Source organism: Geodermatophilus chilensis, from assembly GCF_002802985.1.
Taxonomy (GTDB): domain Bacteria; phylum Actinomycetota; class Actinomycetes; order Mycobacteriales; family Geodermatophilaceae; genus Geodermatophilus; species Geodermatophilus chilensis.
Map to the genome: position 1 here is coordinate 1 of NZ_NVPT01000080.1, position 25,956 is coordinate 25,956.

The window sequence follows — 25,956 nt, forward strand, 5'->3', positions numbered from 1 at the left end:
GGGAGATGTGTATAAGGGACGGCTCCCGCGCCGTTGCACCGGCGCGGGAGCGGGGGCAACGGCGCGGGAGTCGCTCGGACCTGACCTCGCGGGGTGGTGGGGAACGCGGACGACGGGCGGCGGGCGGTGCTGGAGCGCCTCCGGTGGGTCGACGGGCACGCCCACGTCTGGGCCGTCCTCGCCGACCCGCAGGCCCTCGCCGCGGTGGTCGCCGGGCTGGCCGCCCCGTGGGCCGACGCCGGCGTGACGCACGTGGCCGGGCTCGAGGCCCGGGGCTTCGCGGTCGGCGCCCCGGCCGCCGTCGCGCTCGGCGCCGGGTTCCCCCCGGTCCGCAAGGGCGCCGCCCGGCTGCCCGGCCCCAAGGTCACGGCCACCGCGGCACCTGACCACCCGCGGGGTCCGGCACGAGCTGCGCCTGCCCGCCGTCCTGGGCCCCGGGGACCGGGGGCTGCTGGTCGACGACTGGGCCGAGCGCGGCAGCCAGGCCGAGGCGGCCGCGGAGCTCGTGCGGCGGCAGGGCGCCGAGCTGCTCGGGCTGGCGCTGGTCGTCGACGAGCTGCCCGACGCCGTCCGGGCGCGGCTGGGCCGGGTGACCTCGCTGGTCACCCGCGCCGAGCTGGGCGACCCTGCCTGAGCGGACCGCTCAGCGGGGGGTGTGCGGGGTGGCCGGGTGCGCGCCCGCCGTGACCAGGTCGGCGACCGCCTGCCGGGCGTCGCCGGCGGTGACCAGGCCCTCGCCGACGAGGACGGCGTCGGCACCGGCCGCCGCGTAGGAGATGAGGTCGTGCGGGCCCCGGACGCCGGACTCGGCGACCTTGACGACCTCCGAGGGCAGTCCGGGGGCAATCCGCTCGAAGGTGGAGCGGTCGACCTGCAGCGTGGTCAGGTCGCGGGCGTTGACGCCGATCACCGCGGCGCCGGCGGACAGCGCCCGGTCGGCCTCGGCCTCGGTGTGCACCTCGACCAGCGCGGTCATGCCCAGCGACTCCACCCGCTCCAGCAGGCCGACCAGCGCGTTCTGCTCCAGCGCGGCGACGATCAGCAGCACGACGTCCGCGCCGTGGGCGCGCGCCTCGTGCACCTGGTAGCTGGTGACGACGAAGTCCTTGCAGAGCACCGGGACGTCGACGGCCGCGCGGACGGCGGCGAGGTCGGCCTGGCCGCCCCCGAAGCGGCGCCGCTCGGTGAGCACGCTGATCACCCGGGCGCCGCCGTCGGCGTACTGCCGGGCCAGCACCGCGGGGTCGGGGATGTCGGCGAGCGCTCCCTTGGACGGGCTCTGCCGCTTCACCTCGGCGATGACGCCGACACCGGGCGCGCGCAGCGCCGCGAGGGCGTCGAGGGGCGGGCGGGCGTCCTGCGCGGCGGCCTTGACCTCCGCCAGCGGAGTGGTCGCCTCGCGGGCCGCCAGGTCCTCACGGACGCCGGCGACGATCTCGTCGAGCACGGACACGAGTCCTCCCCGCTGCTGCTCGTCAACCGCCCACCGGGCCACGAGAACCACCCACCGGGCGCGGCCCCGACACGGGCCCCGATCCGTGGACCCACTCTAGAGGCGGTGGACCGCCGCGCTGCCCGCGGGGGCGGTCGCACTCCCCGGACGGGGGTGTGGACCGGGTGGTCCCGGGTACTCAGCGCTGTTCTACCGTCCCCTCGGTGGGGTCCTCGCCGCGGTCCAGCGCCCGCCAGGCATCGAGCGCGCGGTCCTCGTCGGTCGGCCGGCGGGCGGGGGTGGCAGCCACGGCGGTCGAGCGCTCGTACCGGCGTCCCATGCCCGGCCAGGTGCGGCCGCGCAGCACGGTGAGCAGGCCCGCCGCCACGGCGAGCAGCCCGGCGACGAGGGCGAGCACCGGCCAGGCCGCGGAGACCGCGGTCGTGACCGTGCTGCCCGGCGTCCCGCTGCCGACCACCCCCGCCACCGCGGCGGCCCCGTCGGTTCCCAGGGCGCGCAGGCCCGACCAGCCCAGCACTCCCCCGGCGACGGCGGCCAGCAGCCCGACCAGCACCCGGCCGGCACCCCGGACGGCGACCAGCGCCACCGCGGCCGCCAGCAGCACCAGCCCGCCGGCCGGGACCAGCGGCGCGAGCGCCGAGCCGGTGAGCTGCTCGGTGACCGGCGGCAGCGGCTGCGGCCGCGTGACGGTCGCGGTGAGCCAGGTCTGGCCGCCGGTGGACAGCGCCAGGCCACCGGCCGCGGCCAGCCCGACGACGGCCGCGGCCAGCTCGCGGCGGTCGCTCACGGTGTCCACGGTCCGCTCACGGGAGCTCCCGCATCCCCTCCGCCGTCGCGATCGCCGAGAGCACCGCGCGCGCCTTGTGCCGGGTCTCGGCCTCCTCGGTGGCCGGGTCGCTGTCGGCGACGACGCCGGCACCGGCCTGCACGTAGGCGCGGCCCTGGTGCAGCACCGCCGTCCGGATGGCGATGGCCATGTCGAGGTCGCCGCTGGCGTCGACGTAGCCGACGGTGCCGGCGTACAGCGCCCGCCGGGTGGGCTCCAGTGACTCGATGATCGCCATCGCGCTCGGCTTGGGCGCCCCGGAGACGGTGCCGGCGGGGAAGGTCGCGTCGAAGACGTCGAGGGCGTCGCGGTCCGGGCTGACCTCGCCCGAGACGGTCGAGACCAGGTGCATGACGTGGCTGTAGTACTCGACGCGCATGAAGTCGGGCACCTCGACCGTGCCGGGCACGCACACCCGGCCCAGGTCGTTGCGCGCCAGGTCGACCAGCATCACGTGCTCGGCGCGCTCCTTGGGGTCGGCGAGCAGGCCCTCGGCCAGCCGCAGGTCCTCCTCCTCGGTCGCACCGCGCGGGCGGGTGCCGGCCGGCGGGTGGACGACGGCCGAGCTGCCGGTCACGGTGACCAGCGCCTCCGGCGAGGAGCCGACGACGTCGAAGGGCGACTCCTGCCCGGCGAAGCGCAGCAGGTACATGTACGGCGAGGGGTTGGTCGCCCGCAGCACCCGGTAGAGGTCCAGTGCCTCCACGTCGGTGGGCACCTCGAAGCGCTGCGCGAGGACCACCTGGAAGGCGTCACCGGCGCGGATGTGCTCGCGCACGCGCTCCACGCCGTCCTCGAAGACGCCGGGTGCCATGTTGCTCTGCACCTCCGGCGGCGCGGTCGTGGCGAAGGTGGCCACCCCGGGCGGCGCGGCCTTGGCCAGGTCGGCGGCCATCGCGTCGAGCCGGGTCACCGCGTCGTCGTAGCCGCCGGCGCGCTGCCCTGCTCCCCCGCCCCCGGCCGCCCCCGCGAACGCGTTTGCGATGAGCAGCACCGTGCCGTCGGTGTGGTCGAGCACCGCCAGGTCGGTGACCAGCATCAGCGCGAGCTCCGGCATGCCGAGGTCGTCGACGCTGGTGACCGGCAGCCGCTCCAGCCGCCGGACGACGTCGTAGCCCAGGTAGCCGACCAGGCCGCCGGTCAGCCGGGGCAGGTCGGGGCGGCGCGGCGAGCGCAGCCGGCGGGCCAGCGTGCGGACGGCGGCCAGCGGGTCGGTCGGCAGGTCGTCGGTGAGGCCGGGCAGCTCCTCCCCCAGCCACAGCGCGGCGCCGTCCCGCTCGGTCAGCACCCCGGCGCTGCGGACGCCGACGAAGCTGTACCGGCTCCACTGCTTGCCCTGCTCGGCCGACTCCAGCAGCACCGTGCCCGGCCGGTTGCCGGCGAGCTTGCGGTAGATGCCGACCGCGGTCTCGCCGTCGGCGAGCAGCCGCCGGGTGACCGGGACCATGACTCCGGACCCACCCGCCCGGTCAAGGGCCGCGAACGCTCCCCGCGTCGGGGTGGTCTCACCGAGCCGCACGGGTGACCTCCAGCTCGCGGTGGAAGCAGGAGCGCTCGCCGGTGTGGCAGGCCGGGCCCTCCTGGTCGACCAGGACCAGCAGCGCGTCGCCGTCGCAGTCCAGGCGGACGTCGCGGACCCACTGGCGGTGCCCGGAGGTCTCCCCCTTCACCCAGTACTCCCGCCGGCTGCGCGACCAGTAGGTGGCCCGGCCGGTGGTGAGGGTGCGGCGCAGCGCCTCGTCGTCCATCCAGGCGACCATGAGCACCTCGCCGGTGTCGTGCTGCTGGACGACGGCGGCGACCAGCCCGGCGGGGTCGCGGCGCAGCAGGGCGGCGACCGCGGGGTCCAGGGCGGCCTCGGCGGCGGGGACTGCGGACATGCACCCGATCGTCCCACCCGCCGCCGACCGGCCGGGTCACCGGTGCGGCGTCGTCCCCCCGTCGGGGACGCCGGCGAACCAGGCCTGCGCGGGACGGCTGACGGCCAGCCCCAGCGCGACGGCCGGCGCGGCGGCGAAGCTGACGCCCAGAAGCAGCAGCACGCCCGTCCCCGAGTCGAACGCGGTGAGCAGGCGCACCGCCCAGTAGGCGGCCAGCGCCAGCTGCAGGGCGGACGCGGCCACGAGCGTCCAGCGGGCCAGGGTGCGACGGGTGGCGAGCGCCAGGATCCCGGCGGTGACCAGCAGCACCACCGAGACCAGCTGCACGACGGCGAGCACGCCGGCCTCGGCGGCCAGGGCCGCCCCGTCGGCCGGGAAGCCGGGCTGGTCCGCGGCCATGGAGAAGACCGTCCCCAGCAGCTGGACGTAGGCGGTCGCCAGGGCCACCGCGGCGGCCTGCACGAAGGCGAGCACCGCGGCGGCGACCACCTGCCCGGGCCGCTGTGGACGACTGGGGAGCGGCGGCCAGGGCTGCGGCCACGCCGTCCCGTACGGGGTCGGCGGCGGCCAGCCGGGAGAGGTCCAGGACGGCATCGTCGTCGGCGGCGGCCCGGCGTAGGGGGCGCCCGGCTGGGTCTCCGTCGCCGGGTCGGACCAGGGGTTCGGGACCGCGCCCGTCACAGCGTCATCCGTTCGCTCCCGCGGGGCGCTCCGCTCCTCGCTCGTTCCTCGCTGCGATGCTCACGCCCCTGTCCGCTCACAGGGCGGCTGCCAGCGCGCGCCCGGCCACCCGGCCGGAGAACAGGCAGCCGCCGAGGAAGGTGCCCTCCAGCGAGCGGTAGCCGTGCATCCCGCCCCCGCCGAAGCCCGCCACCTCACCGGCGGCGTAGAGGCCGGGGAAGACCGCGCCCCCGGGCCGCAGCACCCGGCCGGAGAGGTCGGTCTCCAGCCCGCCGAGCGTCTTGCGGGTGACCAGGTTGAGGCGGACGGCGACCAGCGGCCCGGCCTCGGGGTCGAGCAGCCGGTGCGGCGGCGCCACCCGGATGAGCTTGTCGCCGAGGTAGCTGCGCGCGCCGCGGATGGCGGTGACCTGCAGGTCCTTGGTGAAGGGGTGGGCGACCTCGCGGTCGCGGGCGACGACCTCGCGTTCCACGTCGGCCAGCCGCAGCTCGGGAGTGCTGCCGGTGACCCGGTTCATCCCGGCGACCAGCTCGGGCAGGGTGCGGGCGACGACGAAGTCCTCCCCCTCGTCGAGGAAGGCCTGCACCGGGGCGGCGACGCCGGCGCGGGCCCGGTTCAGCAGCAGCTTGACGTCCTTGCCGGTGAGGTCGGGGTTCTGCTCGGAGCCCGACAGCGCGAACTCCTTCTCCACGATCTTGTGCGTGGCGACGAACCAGGTGTGCTCGTACCCGGTCTGCCCGATGTGCGCGAGCGTGCCGAGGGTGTCGAAGCCGGGGAACAGCGGCACCGGCAGCCGCTTGCCGGTCGCGTCCAGCCACAGCGACGACGGCCCGGGCAGGATCCGGATGCCGTGCCGCTCCCAGACCGGTGAGTGGTGGGCGATGCCCTCGGTGTAGTGCCACATCCGGTCGCGGTTGATCACGTTCGCGCCGGCGGCCTCGGTGGCCTGCAGCATCCGCCCGTCGACGTGCGCGGGGACGCCGGAGAGCAGCCGCTGCGGCACCGGGCCGAGGCGGGCGGGCCAGTTCTGCCGCACCAGGTCCTGGTTGCCGCCGATGCCGCCGGAGGTGACGACGACGGCCGCTGCTGCCACCTCGAACTCGCCGGCCGCGGTGCGGGAGCTGGCCTCGCCGCGGGCGACGTCGCTGGGCTCCAGGACGGTCCCGCGGACGCCGGTGACCGCGCCGCCGCTGACGACCAGCTCGTCGACGCGGTGCCGGGACAGCAGCTGCAGCACGCCGCGGTCGGCGGCGGCCCGCACGCGGCGGGCGAAGGCCTCGACGATGGCCGGCCCGGTGCCCCAGACGATGTGGAAGCGCGGCACCGAGTTGCCGTGGCCGGTGGCGGTGTAGCCGCCACGCTCGGCCCAGCCGACCACGGGGAAGAACCTGATGCCCTGCTCGCGCAGCCACGCCCGCTTCTCCCCCGCGGCGAACTGCAGGTAGGCCTCGGCCCACTGGCGCGGCCAGTGGTCCTCGTCGCGGTCGAAGGAGGCGGTGCCGAACCAGTCCTGCCGGGCCAGCTCGAGCGAGTCGCGCACCCGCAGCCGCCGCTGCTCGGGCGAGTCGACGAGGAACAGCCCACCGAAGGACCACCAGGCCTGCCCGCCGAGGGACTGCTCGGGCTCCTGGTCGAGCAGCACCACGCGCGTGCCCGCGTCGGCCAGCTCCGCGGCGGCGACCAGCCCGGCCAGCCCCGCCCCCACCACGACGACGTCGGTGTCGATCACGGAGTGGACGCTAGCGGGTGCGCTGCGTCCGGCAGCCCTGGTCAGGCGGTCGCGTCGCCCGTGCGGGGCGGGTCCACTCCCGGACCGGGCGGCGCGCGACGAGCACCAGACAGCCGAGCGGCCCGACGAGCAGCAGCAGCGCCTGACCGACCACCGCACCGAGGCCGAGCGCGCCGAACAGCACGGCCGTCCCCAGCAGGCAGAGCACCAGGACGGCGCTGACCGCGGTCAGCAGCACCCAGGCCCGCGCCCGCCCGAGGACGAGCAGCGCCGCACCGGCCAGGGTCAGCACGGCGAGCACCGCCGGGGCGACGACGAACCAGGGCGTCCCCACCTCGGGGTCGCGCAGCAGCCAGGCCAACCACAGGTACTCCGCGGCGACGAGGACGCCGAAGACGGCCGCGAAGGGCACGAGCACCGGCCGCCCGGTCGGCGCGGGAGGGGGGTGCTGCGGCCGGGGCGCCGCCCGCGGCGAGCGACGCGCGGCCGCCCGGCTGCGGGAGGAGGACGAGGCCATGGCCGGCAGCGTAGGTCGGCCGCCTGCGCGCCGGCTGGACGAGAGTCAGCGAGTGTGGCGCTGCCGTCCGGCCACCCAGCGGCGCACCCGCGGGGTCGCCGCCAGGACGGCGGCGAGCACCGGGGCGACCAGGAGCAGCAGCGGCAGGCCGGGGTTGCCGGCGTCCTCGGTGCCGGTGGCCGCCCAGACGACCGCACCGGCCAGCAGCGCGACCGGGACGACGGCGAGCACCGTCGGGAGCCAGCCACGGCGGGCCAGCAGCCAGATCGCGGCGCACACCTGCACCAGCGGCGCGACGACCAGCAGGTAGGTCCACGGGTCGGGGCCGGCGTCGGCGGAGAGCCCGCCGAGCGCCACGGCCATGAGCGCGAGGAAGCCCGTCGGGATGGCGCCGATCATGCCGAGTGCCGCGGCGAGGACGGCCGGCGGCGGCATGCGCGCGTCCGGCGGTGCGCTGGGGGCGGAGGTCGTCATCCTCCGCAGGTTAGGGGCGCGGGGACCCCCCGACGTCCCCCTCGCGCACGACGCCGCGGAGGTGGCGGCGCCGTGTGCCCGGACCCGCCGGCGCCGCGGTCAGGCCGCGGGAGTCGGCTCCCCTGCGGACGACCGGCGCCAGGAGGCGTGCAGCCGCGCGTAGGGACCCTCGGCGTCCACCAGCTCGGCGTGCGACCCGCGCTGCACCACCCGGCCGGCGTCGACGACGAGCACCTCGTCGGCCCGCTCGGCGGTGGAGAGGCGGTGGGCGATGGTCAGCGTCGTCCGGCCGTCGGTGAGCCGGTCCAGGGCGTGCGTCAGCCGGCGCTCGGTGGCCGGGTCGACGGCGCTGGTGGCCTCGTCGAGGACGAGCAGGTCGGGGTCGGCGACGTAGGCGCGGGCGACGGCGACCAGCTGCCGCTCCCCCGCCGACAGCGACTCCCCGCGCTGGCCGACCCGCGTGGCGACGCCGTCGGCCAGCCCGGCCACCCAGTCGCCCAGACCCAGCTCCTCGAGGGCGGTGCGCACGTCGTCGTCGGAGAGCCCGGGCCGGCCGTAGCGCACGTTGTCGGCGACGGTCGCGTCGAAGAGGAAGCCGTCCTGCGGCACCATCACGACCCGCTGCCGCAGCGAGGTGAACGCGACCCGGTCCAGCGGCACCCACCCGGCGTCGTCGTCGCCGAGCAGCACGCGGCCCGCGGTGGGGTCCATCAGGCGGGTGACGAGCTTGGCGAACGTCGTCTTGCCCGATCCGGTCTCCCCCACGATGGCGACGCGGCGGCGCGGCGCGATCCGCAGGTCGACGTCCTCCAGAGCGGGCCGCGCGCCCGGCGCATAGCGGAAGGTCACGTGCTCGAACCGGACCCCCAGCGGCGTGTGCGGCAGCTCCCGCGCCGTCGCCGGGTCCGCCACGGCGGGGTCGCGCACGTCGGGTTCGGTCTCCAGCACGTCGAGCACCCGGCGGAACCCGGCGATCGCGTTCTGCGCCTCGTTGAGCACCTCGCTGGCGGTCTGCACCGGCGCCACGAAGAGCGTGACGAGGAAGAGGAACGCGATCAGGGTGCCGGGGGTCAGGTCGCCGTCCAGGCCGAGCAGGACGCCGACGACGACCACCGCGACGTTGGCGACGGCGGCGACGAACTCGCCGCTCACGAACACCGCCGCCGTGGTCCGCTGCGCACGGACCTGCGCCCGGTAGTGCCGGTGGATGGCGCGGTCGAGGCGGGCGGCGGTGCGCTCGCGGATGCCGTAGGCCCGCACGGTCGGGGCGCCGACGACGGACTCCGACACCGCGGCCAGCACGTCGCCGACCCGCTCGCGCACGACGCCGTAGACGACGGCGAGCCGCGCGGCGAAGAACCGGACGGCGATCGCCAGCGGCACGAAGCACAGCAGCACGACGAGGGTCAGCTGCCAGGAGTAGACCGCCATGACGACGGTGGCCACGAGCAGCTGCCCGAGGCTGACCACGCCGAGGACGCCGCCCCACTGCATGAAGGTGGAGAGCTGGTCGACGTCGCTGGTGACGCGCGAGACCAGCGAGCCGCGGCGCTGGCCCTGCTGGTGCAGCACCGAGAGGTCGTGCACGTGCCGGAAGGCCCGCGCGCGCAGGCCGGCCAGCGCGGTCTCCGTCGTCCGGAACAGCCGCACGTTCATCCGGTAGACCGCGACGACGGTCAGCACCACGACGACGGCACAGGCCAGCACGACGTTCCGGACCAGGTCCAGGTCCGGGCCGCCGGGACCGGCCAGGCCGCGGTCGATGACCTGCTGGACGGCGATTGGGACGACCACCCGCCCGGCGGTGGCGACCAGGGCGAGCGCGAAGGTGGCCGGCAGGCCGCGGCGGAACTCCGGCATCAGCCGCAGGCCCCGCCGGAGGGTCGCGAACGCGCCCTCGTTCCGGTGCTCGACCAACGCCGCGCTCACGCCGCCACCTCCGGCTGCGCGTAGGCCCGCACCAGCGCCGCATAGCCGGGCACCTCGGCCAGCAGCTGCTCGTGGCTGCCCCGGGCGAGCACCCGGCCGCCCTCGAGCCACACGACCTCGTCGGCCAGCGCGATGGTGGCCTGCCGGTAGGCGACCACGACGACGGTCGAGGGGCGCTCCGCGTCGCGCAGGGCGTCGAGGATGCGCGCCTCGACGGCGGGGTCGACGGCGCTGGTCGCGTCGTCGAGCACCAGCAGGCGCGGCCGGCGGACCACCGCACGGGCCAGCGCGATCCGCTGCCGCTGCCCGCCCGACAGCGTCGCGCCGCGCTCGCCGACCCGGGTGTCCAGGCCCTCGGGCAGCCGGCGCACGACGTCGTCCACGGCGGCGACCCGCAGCGCCGCCCACACCTCGTCGTCGGGGACGTCGGCGCCGAGGGTGACGTTGCCGCGCACGGTGTCGTCGAAGAGGAAGGTGCCCTGGGGGACGAACGCCGCCTGCGCGCTGACCTCGCCCTCGCGCAGCGCGCGCAGGTTCACCCCGTCGAGCAGCACCTCGCCGGTGCCCGGGTCGACCAGCCGGACCAGCAACCCGGCCAGCGTCGACTTGCCCGAGCCGGTGGGCCCGACGACGGCGACCGTGCTGCCGGGCGGGACGTCGAAGGTGACGCCCGACAGCGTGGGCCGCGCCGCCCCCTCGAAGCCGTAGTCGACCGCCCGCACGCCCAGCCCTGCGCCGCCGGTGGCGGTCACGGCGAGTTCGCTGCCGTGCGGCGTCTCGCCGGTCGCGTCGAGCACCGGCGTCACCCGGTCGAAGCCGGCCAGGGCCCGCGGCAGGTCGGCCAGCACCCAGCCGATCGCCCGGATCGGCAGGGCGAGCAGCGTGAACAGGTAGGCGATGGAGACCAGGTCGCCGGCGTCGGTGGCGCCGTCGGCGACCCGGGAGGCGCCGATGAGCAGCACGGCCAGCGTGCCGAGGGCGGGCAGCGCCTCCATCAGCGGGTCGAACAGCCCGCGCACCCGGCCGACGGCGACCAGCCCGTCGCGCAGCTCGTCGGCGCGCTCGGTGAACCGGCGGGTCTCGACGTCCTCCCGGCCGAGGGTCTTCACGACCAGGGCGGCGTCGAAGCTCTCGTGGGCGATCTCGCTGACCTCGGCGCGCAGCTGCTGGGCCCGCCGCATCCGCGGGCTCATCGCCTGCGAGTAGACGGCGTTGACCACGAACACCAGCGGGAAGACGACCAGGCCGACCAGCGCCAGCCACGGGTCGGTGGCCACGAGCGCGGCCACGGTGATGCCGATCATCACCACCGCGCCGCAGGCGAAGGGCAGCGGCGCGACGAAGAACCAGGCGGCCTCGACGTCGGAGTTGGCGTTGGACAGCAGCTGCCCGGTCGGGTGGCGCTGGTGCCAGGACAGCGGCAGCCGCAGGTACTGGCCGGTGACCCGGCGGCGGTACTGGGCCTGCAGCCGGTAGCTCATGACGCCGGCGAACAGCCGCCGGCCGAGGATGCCGAGGATCTTCAGGACGGCGACCCCGAGGATGGCGGCCCCCGTCAGGGTGAGCGCGCCCGCGGAGGTGACGCCGTCGTCCAGGGCGGGGAGGACGACGCGGTCGGTGACCTCGCCGAGCACGTAGGCGCTGGCGACGGTCATGCCGCCGTAGAGGCTGCTGGCCAGGAAGGCCAGCGTGAACATGCCCGGCTGCTCGACGATCGCGCGCCCGACGTGGCGCATCCCTCGCCGCACGACGGCGTCTCGGCGGCGGGGCACGGGTCTCCTCGGGTGTCGTGCGGGCGGCGCCTGCGACTGTACTTAGACGGGCTAAGTGATCGCCCGCTGTTTCCGGGCGCCGCCCCGTCGGTAACCCCCGCCGGTGACCTCCTCTTCCCGGCCGCTGGCCGAGCGCGAGCGGGCGGCGCTCGCCGACCTCCTCGAGGAACTGGGGCCCGACGCGCCCACCTGCTGCGAGGGCTGGACGACGGCGCACCTGGCCGCGCACCTCGTCACCCGGGACCGCCGTCCGGACACCACGCCGGGCTACGCCCTCGAGTCCACCCGGATCGGCCGGCCGCTGGCCGCCTGGTCGCACCGCGCGGAGGACCGCCGGCGCGGCACCACCCGCTACGCCGACCTGGTCGCCCGCGTGCGCTCCGGGCCGCCGCGGTGGCTGCCGGCCGCGTGGCCGCCGGTGGCCGCGGTGGTCGACACCGCCGAGTACGCCATCCACCACGAGGACGTCCGCCGCGCCCAGCCGGGCTGGGCGCCGCGCGCGCTCCCGCGCGAGGCGCAGGACCGGCTCTGGGGCACCGTCGTCTTCTTCGGCCGGCTCGCCGCCGGCCGGGTGCCGGGGACGCTGGTGCTGCGCCGCAGCGACGCGCCGGGGGTGGCGCGGCGCTACGGCAGCGGGACGCCGGAGACGGTGGTCGAGGGCGAGCCGCTCGAGCTGCTGCTGTGGGCCAGCGGGCGCCGGGACGCCGCCCGCGTCGACGTCTCCACCGCAGGACGGTGAGTCAGCCCGCGCGTGGCCGCGGCAGCTGCCCGGACGGGGCGATGTTCTGGTTGAGGCAGAACAGGTTGTGAGGGTCGTACCGGTCCTTGAGCGCCACCAGGCGCGCGTACTTCTCCGGCCCGAACGCGGCGCGGACCCGGTCGGTGCCCTCGTCGCCCAGGAAGTTCAGGTAGGCCCCGGCCGCGGCGTGGGGCTTCACCGACGCGGCCAGCTCACGGGTCCAGGCGATGTTCTGGTTGAGGCAGAACAGGTTGTGAGGGTCGTACCGGTCCTTGAGCGCCACCAGGCGCGCGTACTTCTCCGGCCCGAACGCGGCGCGGACCCGGTCGGTGCCCTCGTCGCCCAGGAAGTTCAGGTAGGCCCCGGCCGCGGCGTGGGGCTTCACCGACGCGGCCAGCTCACGGGTCCAGGCGATGTTCCGCTCGTCGTCGGCCGGGTCGGGCCACATGCTCAGGAAGTGGACGTTCCACGGCGCGTCCCGCAGGTCGAAGGCCGTGGCCTCGCGCGGCACCCGCGACAGCGCTCCGCCGCCGGGCGCGAGGATCACCTGGGTCAGCGGCGAGGGGACGCGGCCGCTGCGCTCGGCGATCCCCGTGATCGCCTCGTCGGGGAGGTCCCGCAGGAAGTCCGCCGTCCACCAGTTGCGCATGCCCCGCGGGCAGGCCAGGTCCAGCATCTGCTGGATCGCCGTGTAGGGCATCGGCTGCACCATCGACACCATCGGTGAGCCGTACTCGAGCAGCGGCCGCAGGACCGACCGCCCCTCCTCGACGTCACCGGCGTAGACGACGACCAGTCCCACGACGGGGCGGCCCCGCACCGGCTCGGGCACGAACGGCTCCGGCGGGGCGGAGATGAAGGCCGCCGCGCCGTTGACCTCGTCCGGCGCCTCCGCCATGAACTCGCGGTAGTGCCGGACGACGTCGACGGCGGCCTCGTGCGGGTACAGGAGCATGCCGCCGAGGAGCACCGGGCCCATCCGGTGGGCGCGGAAGTCGAACCGGGTGACCACGCCGAAGTTGCCGCCGCCACCGCGCAGCGCCCAGAACAGGTCGGGTTCGTGGTCCGCGTCCACCTCGAGCACCTCGCCGGCCGCCGTCACGACCTGGGCGCCGGTCAGGCTGTCGCACGTGTAGCCGAGCCTGCGCTCGAGCCAGCCGCTGCCGCTGCCGAGCGCCAGCCCACCGACCCCGGTGGAGGACACCGCCCGCCGGTCACGGCCAGCCCGTGCTCCTGGGTGGCCGCGTCGAACTGCCCCCACGTGGCGCCGCCCTCCGCGCGCACCGACCCCACCTGCACCTGCACCTGCACACGGTTCATCGGCCGCAGGTCGAGCATCAGCCCGGCGTCGCGGACCGCGTGGCCGACGACACCGTGCCCGGCGCCGTGCACGGCCAGCGGCAGGCCGGCGTCGCGCGCGTGCCCCACCGCGGCCACCACGTCCTCGGTGCCGGTGCACCGGGCGATCAGGGCGGGCGAGCGGTCGACCATGCCGTTGAAGACGCGGCGGGCGTCGTCGTAGCCGGGGTCGCCAGGGCGCAGCACCTCCCCCCGGAAACCGCGGATGCCGGACTGCACGGTGGGCGTGGCCATCGCTGCCTCCTGCGAGGAGAGGGGCGGCGATGTTCGCACCGGACCGCGACCGCGGGGGCGGACCTTGGTCCTCCGGCCCGGGTGGCCGTCACCGCGTGGAGTGCCCGGGTGCACGTCCGCGGTGTCCGCTACGGCAGCGGGTGGTCGATCTCCCGACGGATGGGGACGCCGGCGTCGCCGAGGGCGGCCTTGACGTCGCCGATGCGCAGCTTGCCGAAGTGGAAGACCGTCGCGGCGAGCACCGCGTCGGCGCCGGCCTCGACCGCGGGCGGGAAGTGCGCGGTCTCCCCCGCGCCGCCGCTGGCGATGACCGGCACGGTGACCTCGCGGCGCACCGCGCGGATCAGCTCCAGGTCGAAGCCGGCCTCGGTGCCGTCGGCGTCCATCGAGTTCAGCAACACCTCGCCGACGCCGAGCTCGGCGGCCTGCACCACCCACTCCACGGCGTCCCGGCCGGTGCCGCGCCGCCCGCCGTGCGTGGTGATCTCGAAGCCGGAGTCGGTGACCGCGCCGTCCTGGCACCGGCGGGCGTCCAGGGAGAGCACCAGCACCTGGTTGCCGAAGCGGTCGCTGATCTCGCTGATCAGCTCCGGCCGGGCCACGGCGGCGGTGTTCACCGCCACCTTGTCCGCGCCGGCCCGCAGCAGCTTGTCGACGTCGGTCACCGAGCGCACCCCGCCGCCGACGGTGAGCGGGATGAACACGCTCTCCGCCGTCCGGCGGACGACGTCGTAGGTCGTCTCGCGGTCGCCGGAGCTGGCGGTGATGTCGAGGAAGGTCAGCTCGTCGGCGCCCTCGGCGTCGTAGACGCGGGCCATCTCCACCGGGTCGCCGGCGTCGCGCAGGTCGACGAAGTTGACGCCCTTGACCACCCGGCCGGCGTCGACGTCCAGGCACGGGATGACACGGACCGCGAGGCTCATGCCGGCACCCTCCGGACCGCGTCGGCCTCGACCTCGACCAGCATGGCCGGGTCGATGAGCGCGGCGACCTGCACCATCGAGGTGGCCGGCCGGATGTCGCGGAAGACCTCACCGTGGGCGCGGCCGACCTCCTCCCAGCGGGAGATGTCGGTGACGAACAGCCGGGTGCGGACGACGTCGGCGAGGGTGAACCCGGCCCGCTCCAGCGCCTCGCCGACGAGGACCAGCGCCTGCCGGGTCTGCGCCCCAGCGTCCCCCGGGTGGACGACGGCGCCGTCGACGGTGGCCGTGGTGCCGCTGACCCAGGCCATGTCGCCGTGGACGACGACGCGGCTGTACCCGACGACCGCCTCCCAGGGCGCGTCCGAGCCGAACCGGACGACGCTCATGAGGCCAGCTCCTCGGTCACCCGCAGCGCCTCCGGCAGCGTGAACGCCCCGGCGTAGAGCGCCTTGCCGACGATCGCGCCCTCGACGCCCACCGGGGTCAGGCCGGCCAGCGCGCGGATGTCGTCGAGCGAACTGACCCCGCCCGAGGCGACCACCGGGCGCGGTGTCGCGGCGCAGACCTCGCTCAGCAGGTCGAGGTTGGGGCCGCGCAGCGTGCCGTCCTTGGTGATGTCGGTGACCACGTAGCGGGCGCAGCCCTCGGCGTCGAGGCGGGCGAGGGTCTCGTAGAGCTCACCGCCCTCGCGGGTCCAGCCGCGGGCGGCCAGCCGGGTGCCGCGGACGTCGAGGCCCACGGCGATCCGGTCGCCGTGCTCGGCGATGGCGCGGGCGCACCACTCGGGCGACTCCAGCGCCGCGGTGCCGAGGTTGACGCGGCGGCAGCCGGTGGCCAGGGCCGCGGCCAGCGACTCGTCGTCCCGGATGCCGCCGGACAGCTCGACGTCGACGTCAAGCTCGCCGACCACGCGGGCCAGCAGCTCGCGGTTGCTGCCCCGGCCGAAGGCGGCGTCGAGGTCGACCAGGTGCACCCACTCCGCGCCGTCCCGCTGCCACTGCAGGGCGGCCTCCAGCGGGTCGCCGTAGGAGGTCTCGCTGCCGGCCTCCCCCTGCACGAGGCGGACGGCCTGGCCGTCGGCGACGTCGACGGCGGGGAGCAGCTGCAGCTTTGGCACGCTCCCCAGCCTAGGGACCCCGTGCCGGTGGCCCGCGTCACCGGCAGGACGCCACCCCGGTGCGTCCGTGACCGCAGCGGTGTTCCCGCCGGGTGACAGGGTGGCGGCGTGGAGTTCGCTGACGTCGTCCGCCGGCGGCGCATGGTGCGCGACTACGACCCCGACCGGCCGGTGCCGCCCGAGGTGCGCGAGCGGCTGCTCGCGCACGCGCTGCGCGCGCCGTCGGCCGGGTTCACCCAGGGCTGGGCGTTCCTGGTGCTGGAGGACGCCGCCGACCGCGACCTGTTCTGGTCGGTGACGACGTCGCCCGGCGCGCCGGACGGCTGGCTGACCCGGATGCGGCGGGCGCCGCTGCTGGTGGTGCCGCTGTCGTCGAAGGCGGCCTACCTCGAACGGTACGCCGAGCCGGACAAGGGCTGGACCGACCGCGACGAGGCCCGCTGGCCGGTCCCCTACTGGGACGTCGACGCCGGCATGGCCGCGCTGCTGATGCTGCTGACCGCCGTCGACGAGGGGCTGGGCGCCTGCTTCTTCGGCGTCCCGCCGGAGCGGGTGGACGCCTTCGGGGCGGCGTTCGGCGTCCCGGCGACCCACCGTCCGGTCGGCGTCGTCTCGGTCGGCTACCCGGGCGCGGAGGACCGCCGGTCGCCGTCCCTCCGCCGGGGCCGGCGCGGCGTCGACGAGGTCGTCCACCGCGGCCGCTGGTGAGCGGGCTCGAGACCGTCCTGCTCGGTGCCGCCGTCCTGCTGGGCGCGGGTACCCAGCGGGCGACCGGGCTCGGCTTCGCGCTGGTGGCCGCCCCGTTCCTCGTGCTGGTGAGCGGTCCGACCGACGGGGTGTCGCTGAGCAACGCGCTGTCGGGGGCGCTGTGCGCGATGGTGCTCGCCCGCACCTGGCGGCAGGCCCGGTGGCGGGAGGTGGCGCTGCTGGCCGTCCCGGCGCTGCTGGCGGTCCCGCTCGGCGTGCTCGTGGTGCGCAGCCTCCCCGAGGGGCCGCTGCTGATCGCCGTCGGGGGACTGTCCCTCGTCGCCGTCCTGGTGGTGGTCGTGGGCCGCGGGCGGCAGCTGCTGCCGGGCCGCGGGTCGGCGCTCGTGGCCGGGGCGCTCTCGGGGTTCATGAACGCCACGGCCGGGGTCGGGGGCCCGATGGTGACCGCCTACGCCGTGTCGCGCCGCTGGCCGCTGCCGGTGTTCATCCCCACGGCACAGGCGACGCTGCTGGTGGTGAACGCGGCGTCGTTGACGGCCAAGGGCCTGCCGTCCGTCGGCCCCCTCGCGTGGGTCGTGAGCGGGGTGGCGCTCGTGGCCGGCCTGGCCGCCGGCGAGGTCGTGGGCCGCCGCCTGCCGCCGCGTCGCGGGCTGCAGGTGGTGATCGCCGTGGCGCTGGCCGGCGGGTCCGCCGCCGTGGTGCGCGGACTGCTCGAGCTGTGACCGGCCGGCGCTGGTTGACTGCCTGCTCGTGACCAGCGTCTCCTCTGCCTCCCGCGCCGTCCTCGTGACCGGGGGCTCCCGCGGCATCGGCCGGGCGATCGCACACGCCTTCGCCGCCGCGGGCGACCGTGTCGCGGTGCACTGGGGCGCCTCCCGGGAGCGCGCCGAGCAGGTCCTGGCCGAGCTGCCCGGCGACGGGCACGTGCTGGTGCAGGCCGACCTGGCCGACGCCGAGGCGGTGGGCCGGATGGTCGACGAGGCCGCCGCCGCGCTGGGCGGGCTCGACGTGCTGGTCAACAACGCCGGGGTGTTCACCGCCCACCCGCCGCTGTCGGTCTCCTACGAGGAGTGGCAGGCGGCGTGGTCGCGGACGCTGTCGGTCAACCTGCTCGGCGCGGCCAACGCCACCTTCCGCGCGGTGCCGCACCTGGTCGCCGCCGGTGGCGGCGCGGTCGTGAACGTCTCGAGCCGCGGCGCGTTCCGCGGCGAGCCCGACACCCCGGCCTACGGCGCGTCGAAGGCCGGGCTCAACGCCTTCGGCCAGTCGATGGCGATCGCGCTGGCCCCGCACGGCATCTCGGTCGGCACCGTGGCGCCGGGGTTCGTGCAGACCGAGATGGCCCGCGAGGTGCTCGACGGCCCGGGCGGGGACGTCGTCCGCGCGCAGTCGCCCTACGGCCGGGTGGCCCGGCCGGAGGAGGTCGCCTCCGCGGTGCTGTGGCTCGCCTCGCCGGAGGCGAGGTTCTCCACCGGGACGATCATCGACGTCAACGGGGCCTCCTACCTGCGCAGCTGACGCACACTCGGTGCGTGGCCCTGACGTCGCCCCGCCGGGCGGGCCGGCGCACCAACGTAGGCCTGCTCGCGCTGCTCGTGGTCGCCGGCGGCAGCGGCGTGCTGGCCTTCGCCGTCGGGGCGCCCGGCCCGGCGCGGCTGGTCGTGGCGGCGCACGGGGCGGCGGGGCTCGGGCTGCTGCTGCTCGTGCCGTGGAAGGCCGTGGTCGTCCGGCGGGCCTGGCGCCGTCCTCCCGACACACGGGGCTCCGGGGGCGTCTCGCTCGGCGTCGCCACGCTCCTGACGCTGCTCACCGGCGTCCTGCACGCGGTGGGCGTCACCGGGCCGTGGTCCTGGACGGCCGGCGTCCCGGTGCTGCACGTCCACGTCGCCCTCGGCGTGGCCACCGGCGCCCTGCTCGTCGTCCACGCGTGGGGACGGCGGCAGCGGCCGCGGGCCACCGACCTGGACCGACGCGGGCTGCTGCGGGCCGGCGCGCTGGGGGCCGGTGCGGCGGCGCTGTGGGGCGCCGGCGAGGGGCTGCTGCGGCTGACCGGCGCACCGGGAGCCGAGCGCCGGGCCACCGGCTCGTTCGAGCGCGGCACCGACGACCCGGCGGCCATGCCGGTCACCCAGTGGATCTCCGATGTGGTGCCCGACGCTGCCTCGGCCACGCTGTCGCTGGTGGCCGCCGGGCGGCGGGTGCAGGTGCCGGTGACCGACCTCGACCGCGGGGATGTCGTCCGCGCCGTCCTCGACTGCACCGGCGGCTGGTACGCCGTCCAGGACTGGCGCGGGGTGCGGCTGGACCGACTGCTCACCGAGCACCTGGACGGCCAGCTGCCGGCCGATGGCAGCGTGGACGTCGTCTCGGTCACCGGGTTCCGGCGCCGGCTGCCGCTGTCCGACGCGGGCGGGTTGCTGCTGGCCACGCACGCGGCCGGCCGGCCGCTCGCCCCGGGACACGGCGCGCCGGTGCGGCTGGTCGCGCCGGGACGACGGGGCTTCTGGTGGGTGAAGTGGGTGGCGCGCGTCGAGGTGGTCGACGCCCCGTGGTGGCTGCAGTCGCCGTTCCCGCTGCAGTGAAGCGGTCAGCTCAGGGTCTGCAGCCAGTTGGTGAGCAGGTGGGCGCCGGCGTCCCCGGACTTCTCGGGGTGGAACTGGGTGGCCGAAAGCGCGCCGTTCTCCACACCGGCGATGAACCGGTCGCCGTGCTCGGCCCAGGTCACGAGCGGCGCGGCCAGCGGGGACGGCACCCCCTCGGAACCCAGCGGGAAGTTCCGCACCCCGTAGGAGTGGACGAAGTAGAAGCGCTGGTCCGCGAGCCCGTCGAACAGCACCGTCTTCTCCGGCGCCTGCACGGTGTTCCAGCCCATGTGCGGCAGCACCGGCGCCTGCAGCTGCTCGACCACGCCGGGCCACTCGCCGCAGCCTTCGGCGTCCTGACCGTGCTCGACGCCCCGCTCGAAGAGCACCTGCATGCCCACGCAGACGCCCAGCACCGGCCGGCCGCCGGCCAGCCGGCGGCCGATAACGCGCGGCCCGTCGACGGCCTTCAGGCCCGCCATGCACGCGGCGAAGGCGCCGACCCCGGGGACGACGAGGCCGTCCGCCTCCAGGGCGGCGTGCGGGTCGGCGGTCACCGTGACGTCGGCACCGACGCGGGTCAGTGCGCGTTCGGCCGAGCGGAGGTTGCCCGAGCCGTAGTCCAGGACGACGACCTTCTTCACGGTTGCCACGGTACGTGGGAGCGGTCGTGCGGCCGACGGGATTCCCGCAGGTGGGGTGGCGGACGTCGCACGACGAGGGTCCGACGGAGCGGTCCGAGGACGACCGATGTCCCCCGCCGGACTCAGGGACAACCCGTCGGGTAGGCGCCGGGCCATCCGCATGCTGCTCGCCCTCGCCGTCGTCTCGCTGATCGCAACCGGTCTGGTGTCTCTCCTCGCCTGACCCGCTGCTTCCCGGCCGCGTCAAGTCCTGTCGCGGATCTGTGGACAAGCTTTTGACCTGCGAATTCGGATTGTCCAGCGCGTGCGGATCCGTTAGAGTTCGAACAGGTGATCGAGCCGGTGGGAGGTGTCGTGGACGAGCTGATGGCCTCTCTCGACGCCCTGGCCGCCGAGGACCTGGCGCCGTTGTTCGGCCCGGCGCTGCTGGAGCGGCTGCGGCCGCTGCTGGCCGCGCAGAACCGGCTGGCCGCCGAGATCGCCCGTACCGTGCGCGAGTGCGAGGTGTCCGGTGCGGCGGCGGGCGACGGGCTGAAGTCCATGGGCTCGTGGCTGTGCGGGCACGGGCACCTGTCGGCCCGTGAGGCGGCGCGGGTGGTGCGCACCGGCCGGGCGCTGGAGCACCTGCCGGCGATGGCCGCCGCGTTCGCCGCCGACGAGGTCACGGGCGGGCAGGCGGCGGTGATCGGCCGGGTCGCCGAACCCGAGCACCTGGCCGCCGCGGCCGAGCAGGACGTGGACCTCGGCGTGGTGGACGCGCTGCTGACCGGCGTGGCCGTGACCGCGCCGCACGCCGACACCGCGAAGGCGGTGCACCACTATCTGGACCGGCTGGACGAGGACGGACCGGAGCCGGATCCCACCGAGGGCCGCCGGCTGGTGATCACCAGGCACGGCGACGGGTCGATCACCGGCCGCTTCGACCTGGACGCCGTGGGCGGGGAGAAGCTGCAGGCCGCGCTGGAGTCCCTGGTCCAGGCCGGCCGCGGCGCCGGGGACGAGCGCAGCCGCGCCCAGCAGTCCGCCGACGCGCTGGTGCAGCTGTGCGACAACCAGTTGGCCGCCGGCAGCCTGCCGATCCTGCGCGGGCACAAGCCCCAGGTCATCGTGAAGATCGACGCCGAGGACCTGGTCGACCCCGCCACCGGCCGCGGTGCGGCCGACATGGGGTTCGGCGCCACGATCTCCGCCGCCCGCGCCCGCTGGCTGGCCTGCGACGGGAACATCACCCGCATCGTCATGGACCCCGACGGCATGCCGCTGGACCACGGCCGCACCGTGCGCCTGTTCCCCCCGCACGTCCGCCGCGCCGCGGAGGTGCGCGACGGCGGCTGCGTGTTCACCGGCTGCGCCGCCCCGACCTGGTGGTGCGACGTGCACCATCTGCTGGCCTGGATCGACGGCGGCGCCACCGACCTGGACAACGCCGCTCTCCTCTGCGAACGGCACCACACCAAGGTCCACCACGGGTTCCGCGTCGAGCGACAACCCGACGGACGATGGCGCACCTGGCGACCCGACGGCACCGAGATCCTCATCGGACCGGGCCGCACTGGACCACCCCTGGCCACCGCCGCCTGACCCGACACCCACCGCCCACTCCGGGCCGTCACCCGGCCGGTAGCCGACCGACGCCCACCCACGGGCACCGGTCGGCTGCCGGCTGCCCGTGCGTCGGCGCACCGGCGGTGAGGAGGCAGACGCGGCCGCCACTACCGCAGCGCGCCCTCGTGCCAGGGCAGCACGGTGAGGTCGGACCAGATGCTGGTCAAGCGGGCCGCCTTGACCCGCAGACGTGCCGTGAGGCGGGGCCGCACCTGTCGGGGCGCGGTGCGCCACCAGTCCCCCACGCCGAGTGCCGGGGCGCGCTTGAGAACCACGGACGCCGACGGGTCGGCGTGCAGGTCCCCGCGGGAGCGCGCCTCGGGGCTCACACCAGCCGGAGGACGCCCGCCGCCGTGGCCAGCACCGCGGCGATCAGCAGGACGACGGCGAAGGCGACCTGCGGGCCGGTGCGCCCCTTGGTGTCGTGGTCGGCCTTCCAGATGCTCCACGCACCGCCGAGCAGGAAACCGCCGACGAGCAGCAGCATGACGGCGAAGGTCACGTGAGGCACCGGAGCACTGTCATGGACTACAGCGCGCCCTTGGTGGAGGGGACGTCGGTGACCCGCGGGTCGATCGCGACGGCGGTCCGCAGCGCCCGCGCGAGCGCCTTGAACTGGCCCTCGGCGATGTGGTGGGCGTCGCGGCCGGCGTAGAGCACCCGCACGTGCAGGCTGATCCGCGCGTTGAACGCGAAGGACTCGAGCACGTGCTTGGTGAGCGACGTCGGGTAGTCCGGCCCGATCATCGGCGTCATGTTCTCGGGCTCGGCGTGCACGAAGTACGGCCGGCCGGAGAGGTCGACGGCGGCCTGGGCGAGCACCTCGTCCATCGGGATCGTCGCGTCGCCGTAGCGGGTGATGCCCTTCTTGTCCCCCAGCGCCTGCGCGAACGCCTGGCCCAGGGCGATGGCGACGTCCTCCACGGTGTGGTGGGCGTCGATGTGCAGGTCGCCGTCGGCCTGCACGGTGAGGTCGATGCCGCTGTGCTTGGACAGCGCGGTCAGCATGTGGTCGTAGAACCCGACCCCGGTGCTGATCGAGCTCGTGCCGGTGCCGTCGAGGTCCAGCTCGACGACGAGCTTGGTCTCGCTGGTCTCGCGCTCGACGCGTGCGGTGCGGCTCATGCCGTCGATCCTCCCAGGTGCAGGTCGGCGACCACCTCACCCAGGGCGGTCCGTGACGTCTGCCAGCCAGCGTCCATCAGGCGGCACCTTGCTCGCGGACGACCTCACCCAACGCGGTGAGGAAAGCATCGGTCTCCTCGGTGGTGCCGGCGGTCACCCGCAGCCACCCGGGCAGGCCGACGTCCCGCACCAGGACGTCGCGCTCCAGCAGCGCCCGCCACACGGCGGGGGCGTCGGCGAAGTGCCCGAACAGGACGAAGTTGGCGTCGCTGGGGACGCTGGTCAGCCCCAGGCCCGGCAGTGCGGCGACGATCCGGTCCCGCTCGGCCCGGACCGCGTCGACCGTGGCCAGCAGCGCGTCGGTGTGCGCCAGCGCCGTCCGCGCGGCCGCCTGGGTCAGCGACGACAGGTGGTAGGGCAGCCGGACCAGCTGCAGCGAGTCGACGACGGCGGGGTCGGCGGCCAGGTAGCCCAGCCGCAGGCCCGCCATCCCGAACGCCTTGCTCATCGTGCGGCTCACCAGCAGCCGGAGGCGGCCGGGCAGCAGGGTGAGCGCCGAGCGGGTGCCGGTGCGGGCGAACTCGGTGTAGGCCTCGTCGACGACGACCACGCCGGCCCGCCCGTGGCCGTAGGAGGTGGCGTCGTAGATCGCCGCGATCGTCTCCAGCGCGACGGCGGTGCCGGTCGGGTTGTTCGGACTGGTCACGAAGACGACGTCGGGGCGGACCTCGCGCACCTGCGCGGCGGCATGCGCGGCGTCGATGCTGAAGTCCTCGCGGCGGTGCCCGTCGACCCAGGCGGTGCCGGTGCCGGCCGAGATGATCGGGTGCATCGAGTAGGACGGCGTGAAGCCCAGCGCCGTCCGCCCGGCCCCACCGAAGGCCTGCAGGACCTGCTGGAGCACCTCGTTGGAGCCGTTGGCGGCCCAGACCTGGGCCGGCTCGACCGTCTCCCCGCTGGTGCGGCTGAGGTAGGCGGCCAGGTCTCGGCGCAGCGCGAGCGCGTCCCGGTCGGGGTAGCGGTTGAGCTCCAGCGCCGCATGCCCGAGCGCCTCCCCCAGGTCGGCGAGCAGCTCCGGCGGCAGCGGGTGCGGGTTCTCGTTGGTGTTGAGCCGGTGCTTCACCTGCAGCTGCGGGGCGCCGTAGGGCGTGCGGCCCCGCAGCTCCGGCCGCAGCGGGAGCTCGTCGAGGTTGGTCACGGGCGCTGCCGGGCCCGGACGGCGGCCGCGTGCGCCGGCAGGTCCTCGGAGCCGGCCAGGGCGTCGATGTGCCCGGCGACGTCGGCGAGGGCCTGCTCGTCGTACTCGACCAGGTGGATGCCGCGCAGGAACGACTGCACCGACAGGCCGCTGGAGTGCCGCGCGCACCCGCCGGTGGGCAGCACGTGGTTGGAGCCGGCGATGTAGTCGCCGAGCGAGACCGGCGACCAGGCGCCGACGAACACCGCCCCGGCGTTGCGCACCCGCATCGCCACCTCGCGGGCATTGCGGGTCTGGATCTCCAGGTGCTCGGCGGCGTAGGCGTCGACCACGCGCAGGCCCGCGTCGACGTCGTCCACCAGGACGATGCCCGACTGGCTGCCCTCCAGCGCGGTGGTGATCCGGTCGGAGTGCTTGGTCGCGGCGACTTGCCCGGGGACCAGCCCGAGGACGGCGTCGGCGAGCGCCTCGCTGTCGGTGACCAGCACCGCGCCGGCCAGCGGGTCGTGCTCGGCCTGGCTGATCAGGTCGGCCGCGACGTGCACCGGGTCGGCGGTCTCGTCGGCGAGGATCGCCACCTCGGTCGGGCCGGCCTCGGAGTCGATGCCGATGAGGCCGCGCAGCAGCCGCTTGGCCGCCGTCACGTACACGTTGCCGGGGCCGGTGACCATGTCCACCGGCTCGCAGGAGCCGGCGCCGTAGCCGAAGACGGCGATCGCCTGCGCCCCGCCGACGGCGTAGACCTCGGAGACGCCGAGCAGCGCGCACGCGGCCAGCACACCGGGGTCGGGCAGGCCGCCGTGGTCCCGCTGCGGCGGGGAGGCGACCGCGATCGACTCGACCCCGGCGATCTGCGCGGGGACGACGTTCATCACGACGCTGGACAGCAGCGGCGCCAGCCCGCCGGGCACGTACAGGCCGACCCGGCGCACCGGCAGCCAGCGCTCGGTGACGGTGCCGCCGGGGACGACGTCGGTGGTGACGTCGGTGCGGCGCTGGTCGGCGTGCACCTTCCGGACGCGGGCGATGGCCTCCTCGAGGGCCGCGCGGACGGCGGGGTCGATGCCGGCGAGCGCGGCGTCGATCGCCTGCTGCGGAACCGCGAAGTCCTCCAGGTCGACGCCGTCGAGGCGGGCGGTGATCTCGCGGACGGCCTGGGCGCCGCGCACCCGCACGTCCTCGCACAGCGGCCGGACCGTGGCCAGCACCGAGTCGATGTCGGTGGCGGCGCGGGGCAGCAGGCCGGCGAGCTCACGCACCCCCGGCAGGGCGGATCCACGCAGGTCGATGCGGGCGAGCACGGGCGGACCTCCGGGGCGGGGACGGAACACCCCAGGGTAGCCGCCGGGGCCGGGCGCCCTGGCGCGCTGCCCGTCCGGGGTCCGGACCACCCGTAGGCTCGCCTGCCGTGGACGTCATCCCGCTCTTCCCGCTGGGGACGCCACTGTTCCCCGGGGTGGTCCTGCCGCTGCAGGTCTTCGAGCCGCGCTACCGGCGGCTGGTGCGCGACCTGCTGGAGCTGCCGGAGGGTGCTGCCCGCTGCTTCGGCGTGGTGGCCATCCGGCAGGGCTGGGAGGTCGAGGACGTCGCCCCCGCGGAGGCTCTCTACGACGTCGGCTGCACCGCGCGGCTGCAGACCGTGAGCCCCCAGCCCGATGGCGGGTTCCGCATCGTCACCGTCGGCGGCGACCGCTTCCGGCTTCTCGACCTCGTCGTCGGTGAGGACCCGCCCTACCTGCAGGCCGAGGTCGAGTGGCTGGCCGAGGAGGAGGCCGCCGAGGAGGCCGCCGGCGACCAGGAGGGGCTGACCGAGCCCGGGTGGCCGGTCGACCCCGAGCACGAGGACCTGGTGTCGGAGGTGGCACGCGGCTCGATGGAGGTGCTGGTGCGCGGGGTGGGCGACCTGTTCGCCCGCTACGTCACCGCCGTCGCCACGCTCACCGGGGAGGTCGACGGCGAGGAGGCCGACACCAGCGACCTGCTCGAGGCCGTCTCCGGCGACCCGCGGGCGCTGTCCCACCTCGTGGCCTCCGCGGCGCTGCTGACCACCGAGGACCGGCAGGAGCTGCTGGCCGAGTCGGCCACCCGCCGGCGGCTGCAGACCGAGTCGCGGCTGCTGCGCCGCGAGCTGACCCTGCTGGAGACGATCGGCGCGGTGCCCGCGCCGCTGCAGCGCTTCACGGGACCGCGCAGCGTCAACTAGGAGGACCACCCCTCCCCCCACGCCTCGGAGGACCCGTCCTCCCACCTCTCTGGGGCAGGACCCCGTCCTCCTCACCGTGAAAGGACCCCGTCCTCCCCACCCTTCGAAGAAGGACCCCGTCCTCCTCACCGCTCGCAGGCTCGCGGCGAGCCTCTGGACGGGGCCTGCCCGGGACGGGGCCGCGGCGAGCTCTGGACAGGGCGGGGCCCGGGACGGGGCCGGGCGGGGCCCTGAGGCTGCCTCTTAAACACACCT

Annotated in this window: 28 protein-coding genes and 1 pseudogene; 8 read left to right on the forward strand and 21 right to left on the reverse strand. The window is 75.8% G+C overall.

Annotation, left to right across the window (positions count from 1 at the left end):
* The first annotated feature begins 505 nt into the window (after nt 1-505).
* Nucleotides 506-634 (forward strand): hypothetical protein, encoded by a 129-nt coding sequence (locus tag CNO22_RS29705; protein WP_269799600.1) that lies wholly within the window; start codon nt 506-508, stop codon nt 632-634.
* 9 nt (nt 635-643) lie between these two features.
* Here CNO22_RS29705 and trpC read toward each other — a convergent pair whose 3' ends face one another.
* From trpC to CNO22_RS14665, 10 genes are all read right to left on the reverse strand, one after another.
* Entirely contained in the window at nt 644-1,453 is an 810-nt protein-coding gene (gene trpC, locus CNO22_RS14610) for an indole-3-glycerol phosphate synthase TrpC (protein ID WP_198588338.1), read from the reverse strand.
* A gap of 178 nt (nt 1,454-1,631) precedes the next feature.
* Complete coding sequence (locus tag CNO22_RS14615) at nt 1,632-2,240, reverse strand: Trp biosynthesis-associated membrane protein (protein ID WP_232807042.1); 609 nt, start codon at nt 2,238-2,240, stop codon at nt 1,632-1,634.
* 16 nt (nt 2,241-2,256) lie between these two features.
* The gene (locus CNO22_RS14620) at nt 2,257-3,798 is read right to left on the reverse strand and encodes an anthranilate synthase component I (protein WP_100500065.1); all 1,542 of its coding nucleotides are present in this window, start codon (nt 3,796-3,798) and stop codon (nt 2,257-2,259) included.
* Entirely contained in the window at nt 3,785-4,159 is a 375-nt protein-coding gene (gene hisI, locus CNO22_RS14625) for a phosphoribosyl-AMP cyclohydrolase (protein WP_100500066.1), read from the reverse strand. Before hisI ends, CNO22_RS14620 begins: the two co-directional genes overlap by 14 nt.
* Before the next feature lie 36 nt (nt 4,160-4,195).
* The gene (locus CNO22_RS14630) at nt 4,196-4,840 is read right to left on the reverse strand and encodes a hypothetical protein (RefSeq protein WP_100500067.1); all 645 of its coding nucleotides are present in this window, start codon (nt 4,838-4,840) and stop codon (nt 4,196-4,198) included.
* 76 nt (nt 4,841-4,916) lie between these two features.
* The gene (locus tag CNO22_RS14640; protein ID WP_100500068.1) at nt 4,917-6,569 is read right to left on the reverse strand and encodes an FAD-binding dehydrogenase; all 1,653 of its coding nucleotides are present in this window, start codon (nt 6,567-6,569) and stop codon (nt 4,917-4,919) included.
* 10 nt (nt 6,570-6,579) lie between these two features.
* Nucleotides 6,580-7,086: a hypothetical protein gene (locus CNO22_RS14645; RefSeq protein WP_108724376.1), complete on the reverse strand. Its 507-nt coding sequence runs from the start codon at nt 7,084-7,086 to the stop codon at nt 6,580-6,582.
* Nucleotides 7,087-7,131: 45 nt separating this feature from the next.
* Nucleotides 7,132-7,560: a hypothetical protein gene (locus tag CNO22_RS14650; RefSeq protein WP_157936950.1), complete on the reverse strand. Its 429-nt coding sequence runs from the start codon at nt 7,558-7,560 to the stop codon at nt 7,132-7,134.
* 99 nt (nt 7,561-7,659) lie between these two features.
* Nucleotides 7,660-9,489 (reverse strand): ABC transporter ATP-binding protein, encoded by a 1,830-nt coding sequence (locus CNO22_RS14660; protein WP_198588339.1) that lies wholly within the window; start codon nt 9,487-9,489, stop codon nt 7,660-7,662.
* A complete protein-coding gene (locus CNO22_RS14665) occupies nt 9,486-11,261 on the reverse strand; it encodes an ABC transporter ATP-binding protein (protein ID WP_232807044.1) in 1,776 nt (591 codons plus the stop codon). The genes CNO22_RS14660 and CNO22_RS14665 overlap by 4 nt, the downstream gene beginning before the upstream one ends.
* A gap of 103 nt (nt 11,262-11,364) precedes the next feature.
* Between CNO22_RS14665 and CNO22_RS14670 the strand changes: the two genes are divergently transcribed.
* Entirely contained in the window at nt 11,365-12,000 is a 636-nt protein-coding gene (locus tag CNO22_RS14670) for a TIGR03085 family metal-binding protein (protein ID WP_100500072.1), read from the forward strand.
* A 1-nt stretch (nt 12,001) separates the two neighbouring features.
* Here the strand turns inward: CNO22_RS14670 and CNO22_RS28365 are convergent, their stop codons facing one another.
* The 5 genes and pseudogenes from CNO22_RS28365 to priA all read right to left on the reverse strand — a co-directional run bounded on the left by CNO22_RS28365 (nt 12,002) and on the right by priA (nt 15,636).
* Complete coding sequence (locus CNO22_RS28365; RefSeq protein ID WP_408609702.1) at nt 12,002-12,979, reverse strand: BBE domain-containing protein; 978 nt, start codon at nt 12,977-12,979, stop codon at nt 12,002-12,004.
* A gap of 153 nt (nt 12,980-13,132) precedes the next feature.
* A pseudogene (locus CNO22_RS28370) lies at nt 13,133-13,593 on the reverse strand (FAD-binding oxidoreductase); the annotation flags it as partial.
* Nucleotides 13,594-13,721: 128 nt separating this feature from the next.
* Nucleotides 13,722-14,516: an imidazole glycerol phosphate synthase subunit HisF gene (gene hisF, locus CNO22_RS14680; protein WP_100500073.1), complete on the reverse strand. Its 795-nt coding sequence runs from the start codon at nt 14,514-14,516 to the stop codon at nt 13,722-13,724.
* Nucleotides 14,513-14,905 carry a RidA family protein gene (locus CNO22_RS14685; protein WP_100500074.1) on the reverse strand — a complete coding sequence of 131 codons (393 nt, stop codon included), beginning with the start codon at nt 14,903-14,905 and terminating at the stop codon, nt 14,513-14,515. Before CNO22_RS14685 ends, hisF begins: the two co-directional genes overlap by 4 nt.
* On the reverse strand, nt 14,902-15,636 hold the full coding sequence (priA, locus tag CNO22_RS14690) for a bifunctional 1-(5-phosphoribosyl)-5-((5-phosphoribosylamino)methylideneamino)imidazole-4-carboxamide isomerase/phosphoribosylanthranilate isomerase PriA (RefSeq protein ID WP_100500075.1): 735 nt from the start codon (nt 15,634-15,636) through the stop codon (nt 14,902-14,904). The genes CNO22_RS14685 and priA overlap by 4 nt, the downstream gene beginning before the upstream one ends.
* A 108-nt stretch (nt 15,637-15,744) precedes the next feature.
* Between priA and CNO22_RS14695 the strand changes: the two genes are divergently transcribed.
* Genes CNO22_RS14695 through CNO22_RS14710 form a run of 4 tightly spaced genes read left to right on the forward strand, consistent with a single transcriptional unit; the run spans nt 15,745 to nt 18,926 of the window.
* The gene (locus CNO22_RS14695; RefSeq protein WP_100500076.1) at nt 15,745-16,344 is read left to right on the forward strand and encodes a nitroreductase family protein; all 600 of its coding nucleotides are present in this window, start codon (nt 15,745-15,747) and stop codon (nt 16,342-16,344) included.
* Nucleotides 16,341-17,066, forward strand: a complete 726-nt coding sequence (locus CNO22_RS14700; protein ID WP_100500077.1) for a TSUP family transporter — start codon at nt 16,341-16,343, stop codon at nt 17,064-17,066. The genes CNO22_RS14695 and CNO22_RS14700 overlap by 4 nt, the downstream gene beginning before the upstream one ends.
* A gap of 28 nt (nt 17,067-17,094) precedes the next feature.
* Complete coding sequence (locus CNO22_RS14705; RefSeq protein ID WP_100500078.1) at nt 17,095-17,862, forward strand: SDR family NAD(P)-dependent oxidoreductase; 768 nt, start codon at nt 17,095-17,097, stop codon at nt 17,860-17,862.
* A gap of 14 nt (nt 17,863-17,876) precedes the next feature.
* The gene (locus CNO22_RS14710; protein ID WP_100500079.1) at nt 17,877-18,926 is read left to right on the forward strand and encodes a molybdopterin-dependent oxidoreductase; all 1,050 of its coding nucleotides are present in this window, start codon (nt 17,877-17,879) and stop codon (nt 18,924-18,926) included.
* Between the two features lie 5 nt (nt 18,927-18,931).
* On the opposite strand, the gene hisH is transcribed toward CNO22_RS14710, so the two are convergent.
* Nucleotides 18,932-19,570, reverse strand: coding sequence for an imidazole glycerol phosphate synthase subunit HisH (gene hisH / locus CNO22_RS14715; protein ID WP_100500080.1), 639 nt, complete (start codon nt 19,568-19,570; stop codon nt 18,932-18,934).
* Nucleotides 19,571-19,900: 330 nt separating this feature from the next.
* Between hisH and CNO22_RS14720 the strand changes: the two genes are divergently transcribed.
* On the forward strand, nt 19,901-21,151 hold the full coding sequence (locus tag CNO22_RS14720) for an HNH endonuclease signature motif containing protein (protein WP_408609701.1): 1,251 nt from the start codon (nt 19,901-19,903) through the stop codon (nt 21,149-21,151).
* Nucleotides 21,152-21,282: 131 nt separating this feature from the next.
* Here the strand turns inward: CNO22_RS14720 and CNO22_RS14725 are convergent, their stop codons facing one another.
* From CNO22_RS14725 to hisD, 5 genes are all read right to left on the reverse strand, one after another.
* On the reverse strand, nt 21,283-21,504 hold the full coding sequence (locus CNO22_RS14725; protein WP_100500081.1) for a hypothetical protein: 222 nt from the start codon (nt 21,502-21,504) through the stop codon (nt 21,283-21,285).
* Entirely contained in the window at nt 21,501-21,686 is a 186-nt protein-coding gene (locus tag CNO22_RS27730; RefSeq protein ID WP_157936951.1) for a hypothetical protein, read from the reverse strand. The genes CNO22_RS14725 and CNO22_RS27730 overlap by 4 nt, the downstream gene beginning before the upstream one ends.
* A gap of 17 nt (nt 21,687-21,703) precedes the next feature.
* Nucleotides 21,704-22,300, reverse strand: a complete 597-nt coding sequence (gene hisB, locus CNO22_RS14730; RefSeq protein ID WP_100500082.1) for an imidazoleglycerol-phosphate dehydratase HisB — start codon at nt 22,298-22,300, stop codon at nt 21,704-21,706.
* 76 nt (nt 22,301-22,376) lie between these two features.
* Nucleotides 22,377-23,498 carry a histidinol-phosphate transaminase gene (locus CNO22_RS14735; RefSeq protein ID WP_100500083.1) on the reverse strand — a complete coding sequence of 374 codons (1,122 nt, stop codon included), beginning with the start codon at nt 23,496-23,498 and terminating at the stop codon, nt 22,377-22,379.
* Nucleotides 23,495-24,799, reverse strand: coding sequence for a histidinol dehydrogenase (gene hisD / locus CNO22_RS14740; RefSeq protein WP_100500084.1), 1,305 nt, complete (start codon nt 24,797-24,799; stop codon nt 23,495-23,497). The genes CNO22_RS14735 and hisD overlap by 4 nt, the downstream gene beginning before the upstream one ends.
* A 107-nt stretch (nt 24,800-24,906) precedes the next feature.
* On the opposite strand from hisD, the gene CNO22_RS14745 reads away from it, so the two are divergent.
* On the forward strand, nt 24,907-25,701 hold the full coding sequence (locus CNO22_RS14745) for an LON peptidase substrate-binding domain-containing protein (protein WP_100500085.1): 795 nt from the start codon (nt 24,907-24,909) through the stop codon (nt 25,699-25,701).
* Nucleotides 25,702-25,956 lie beyond the last annotated feature (255 nt).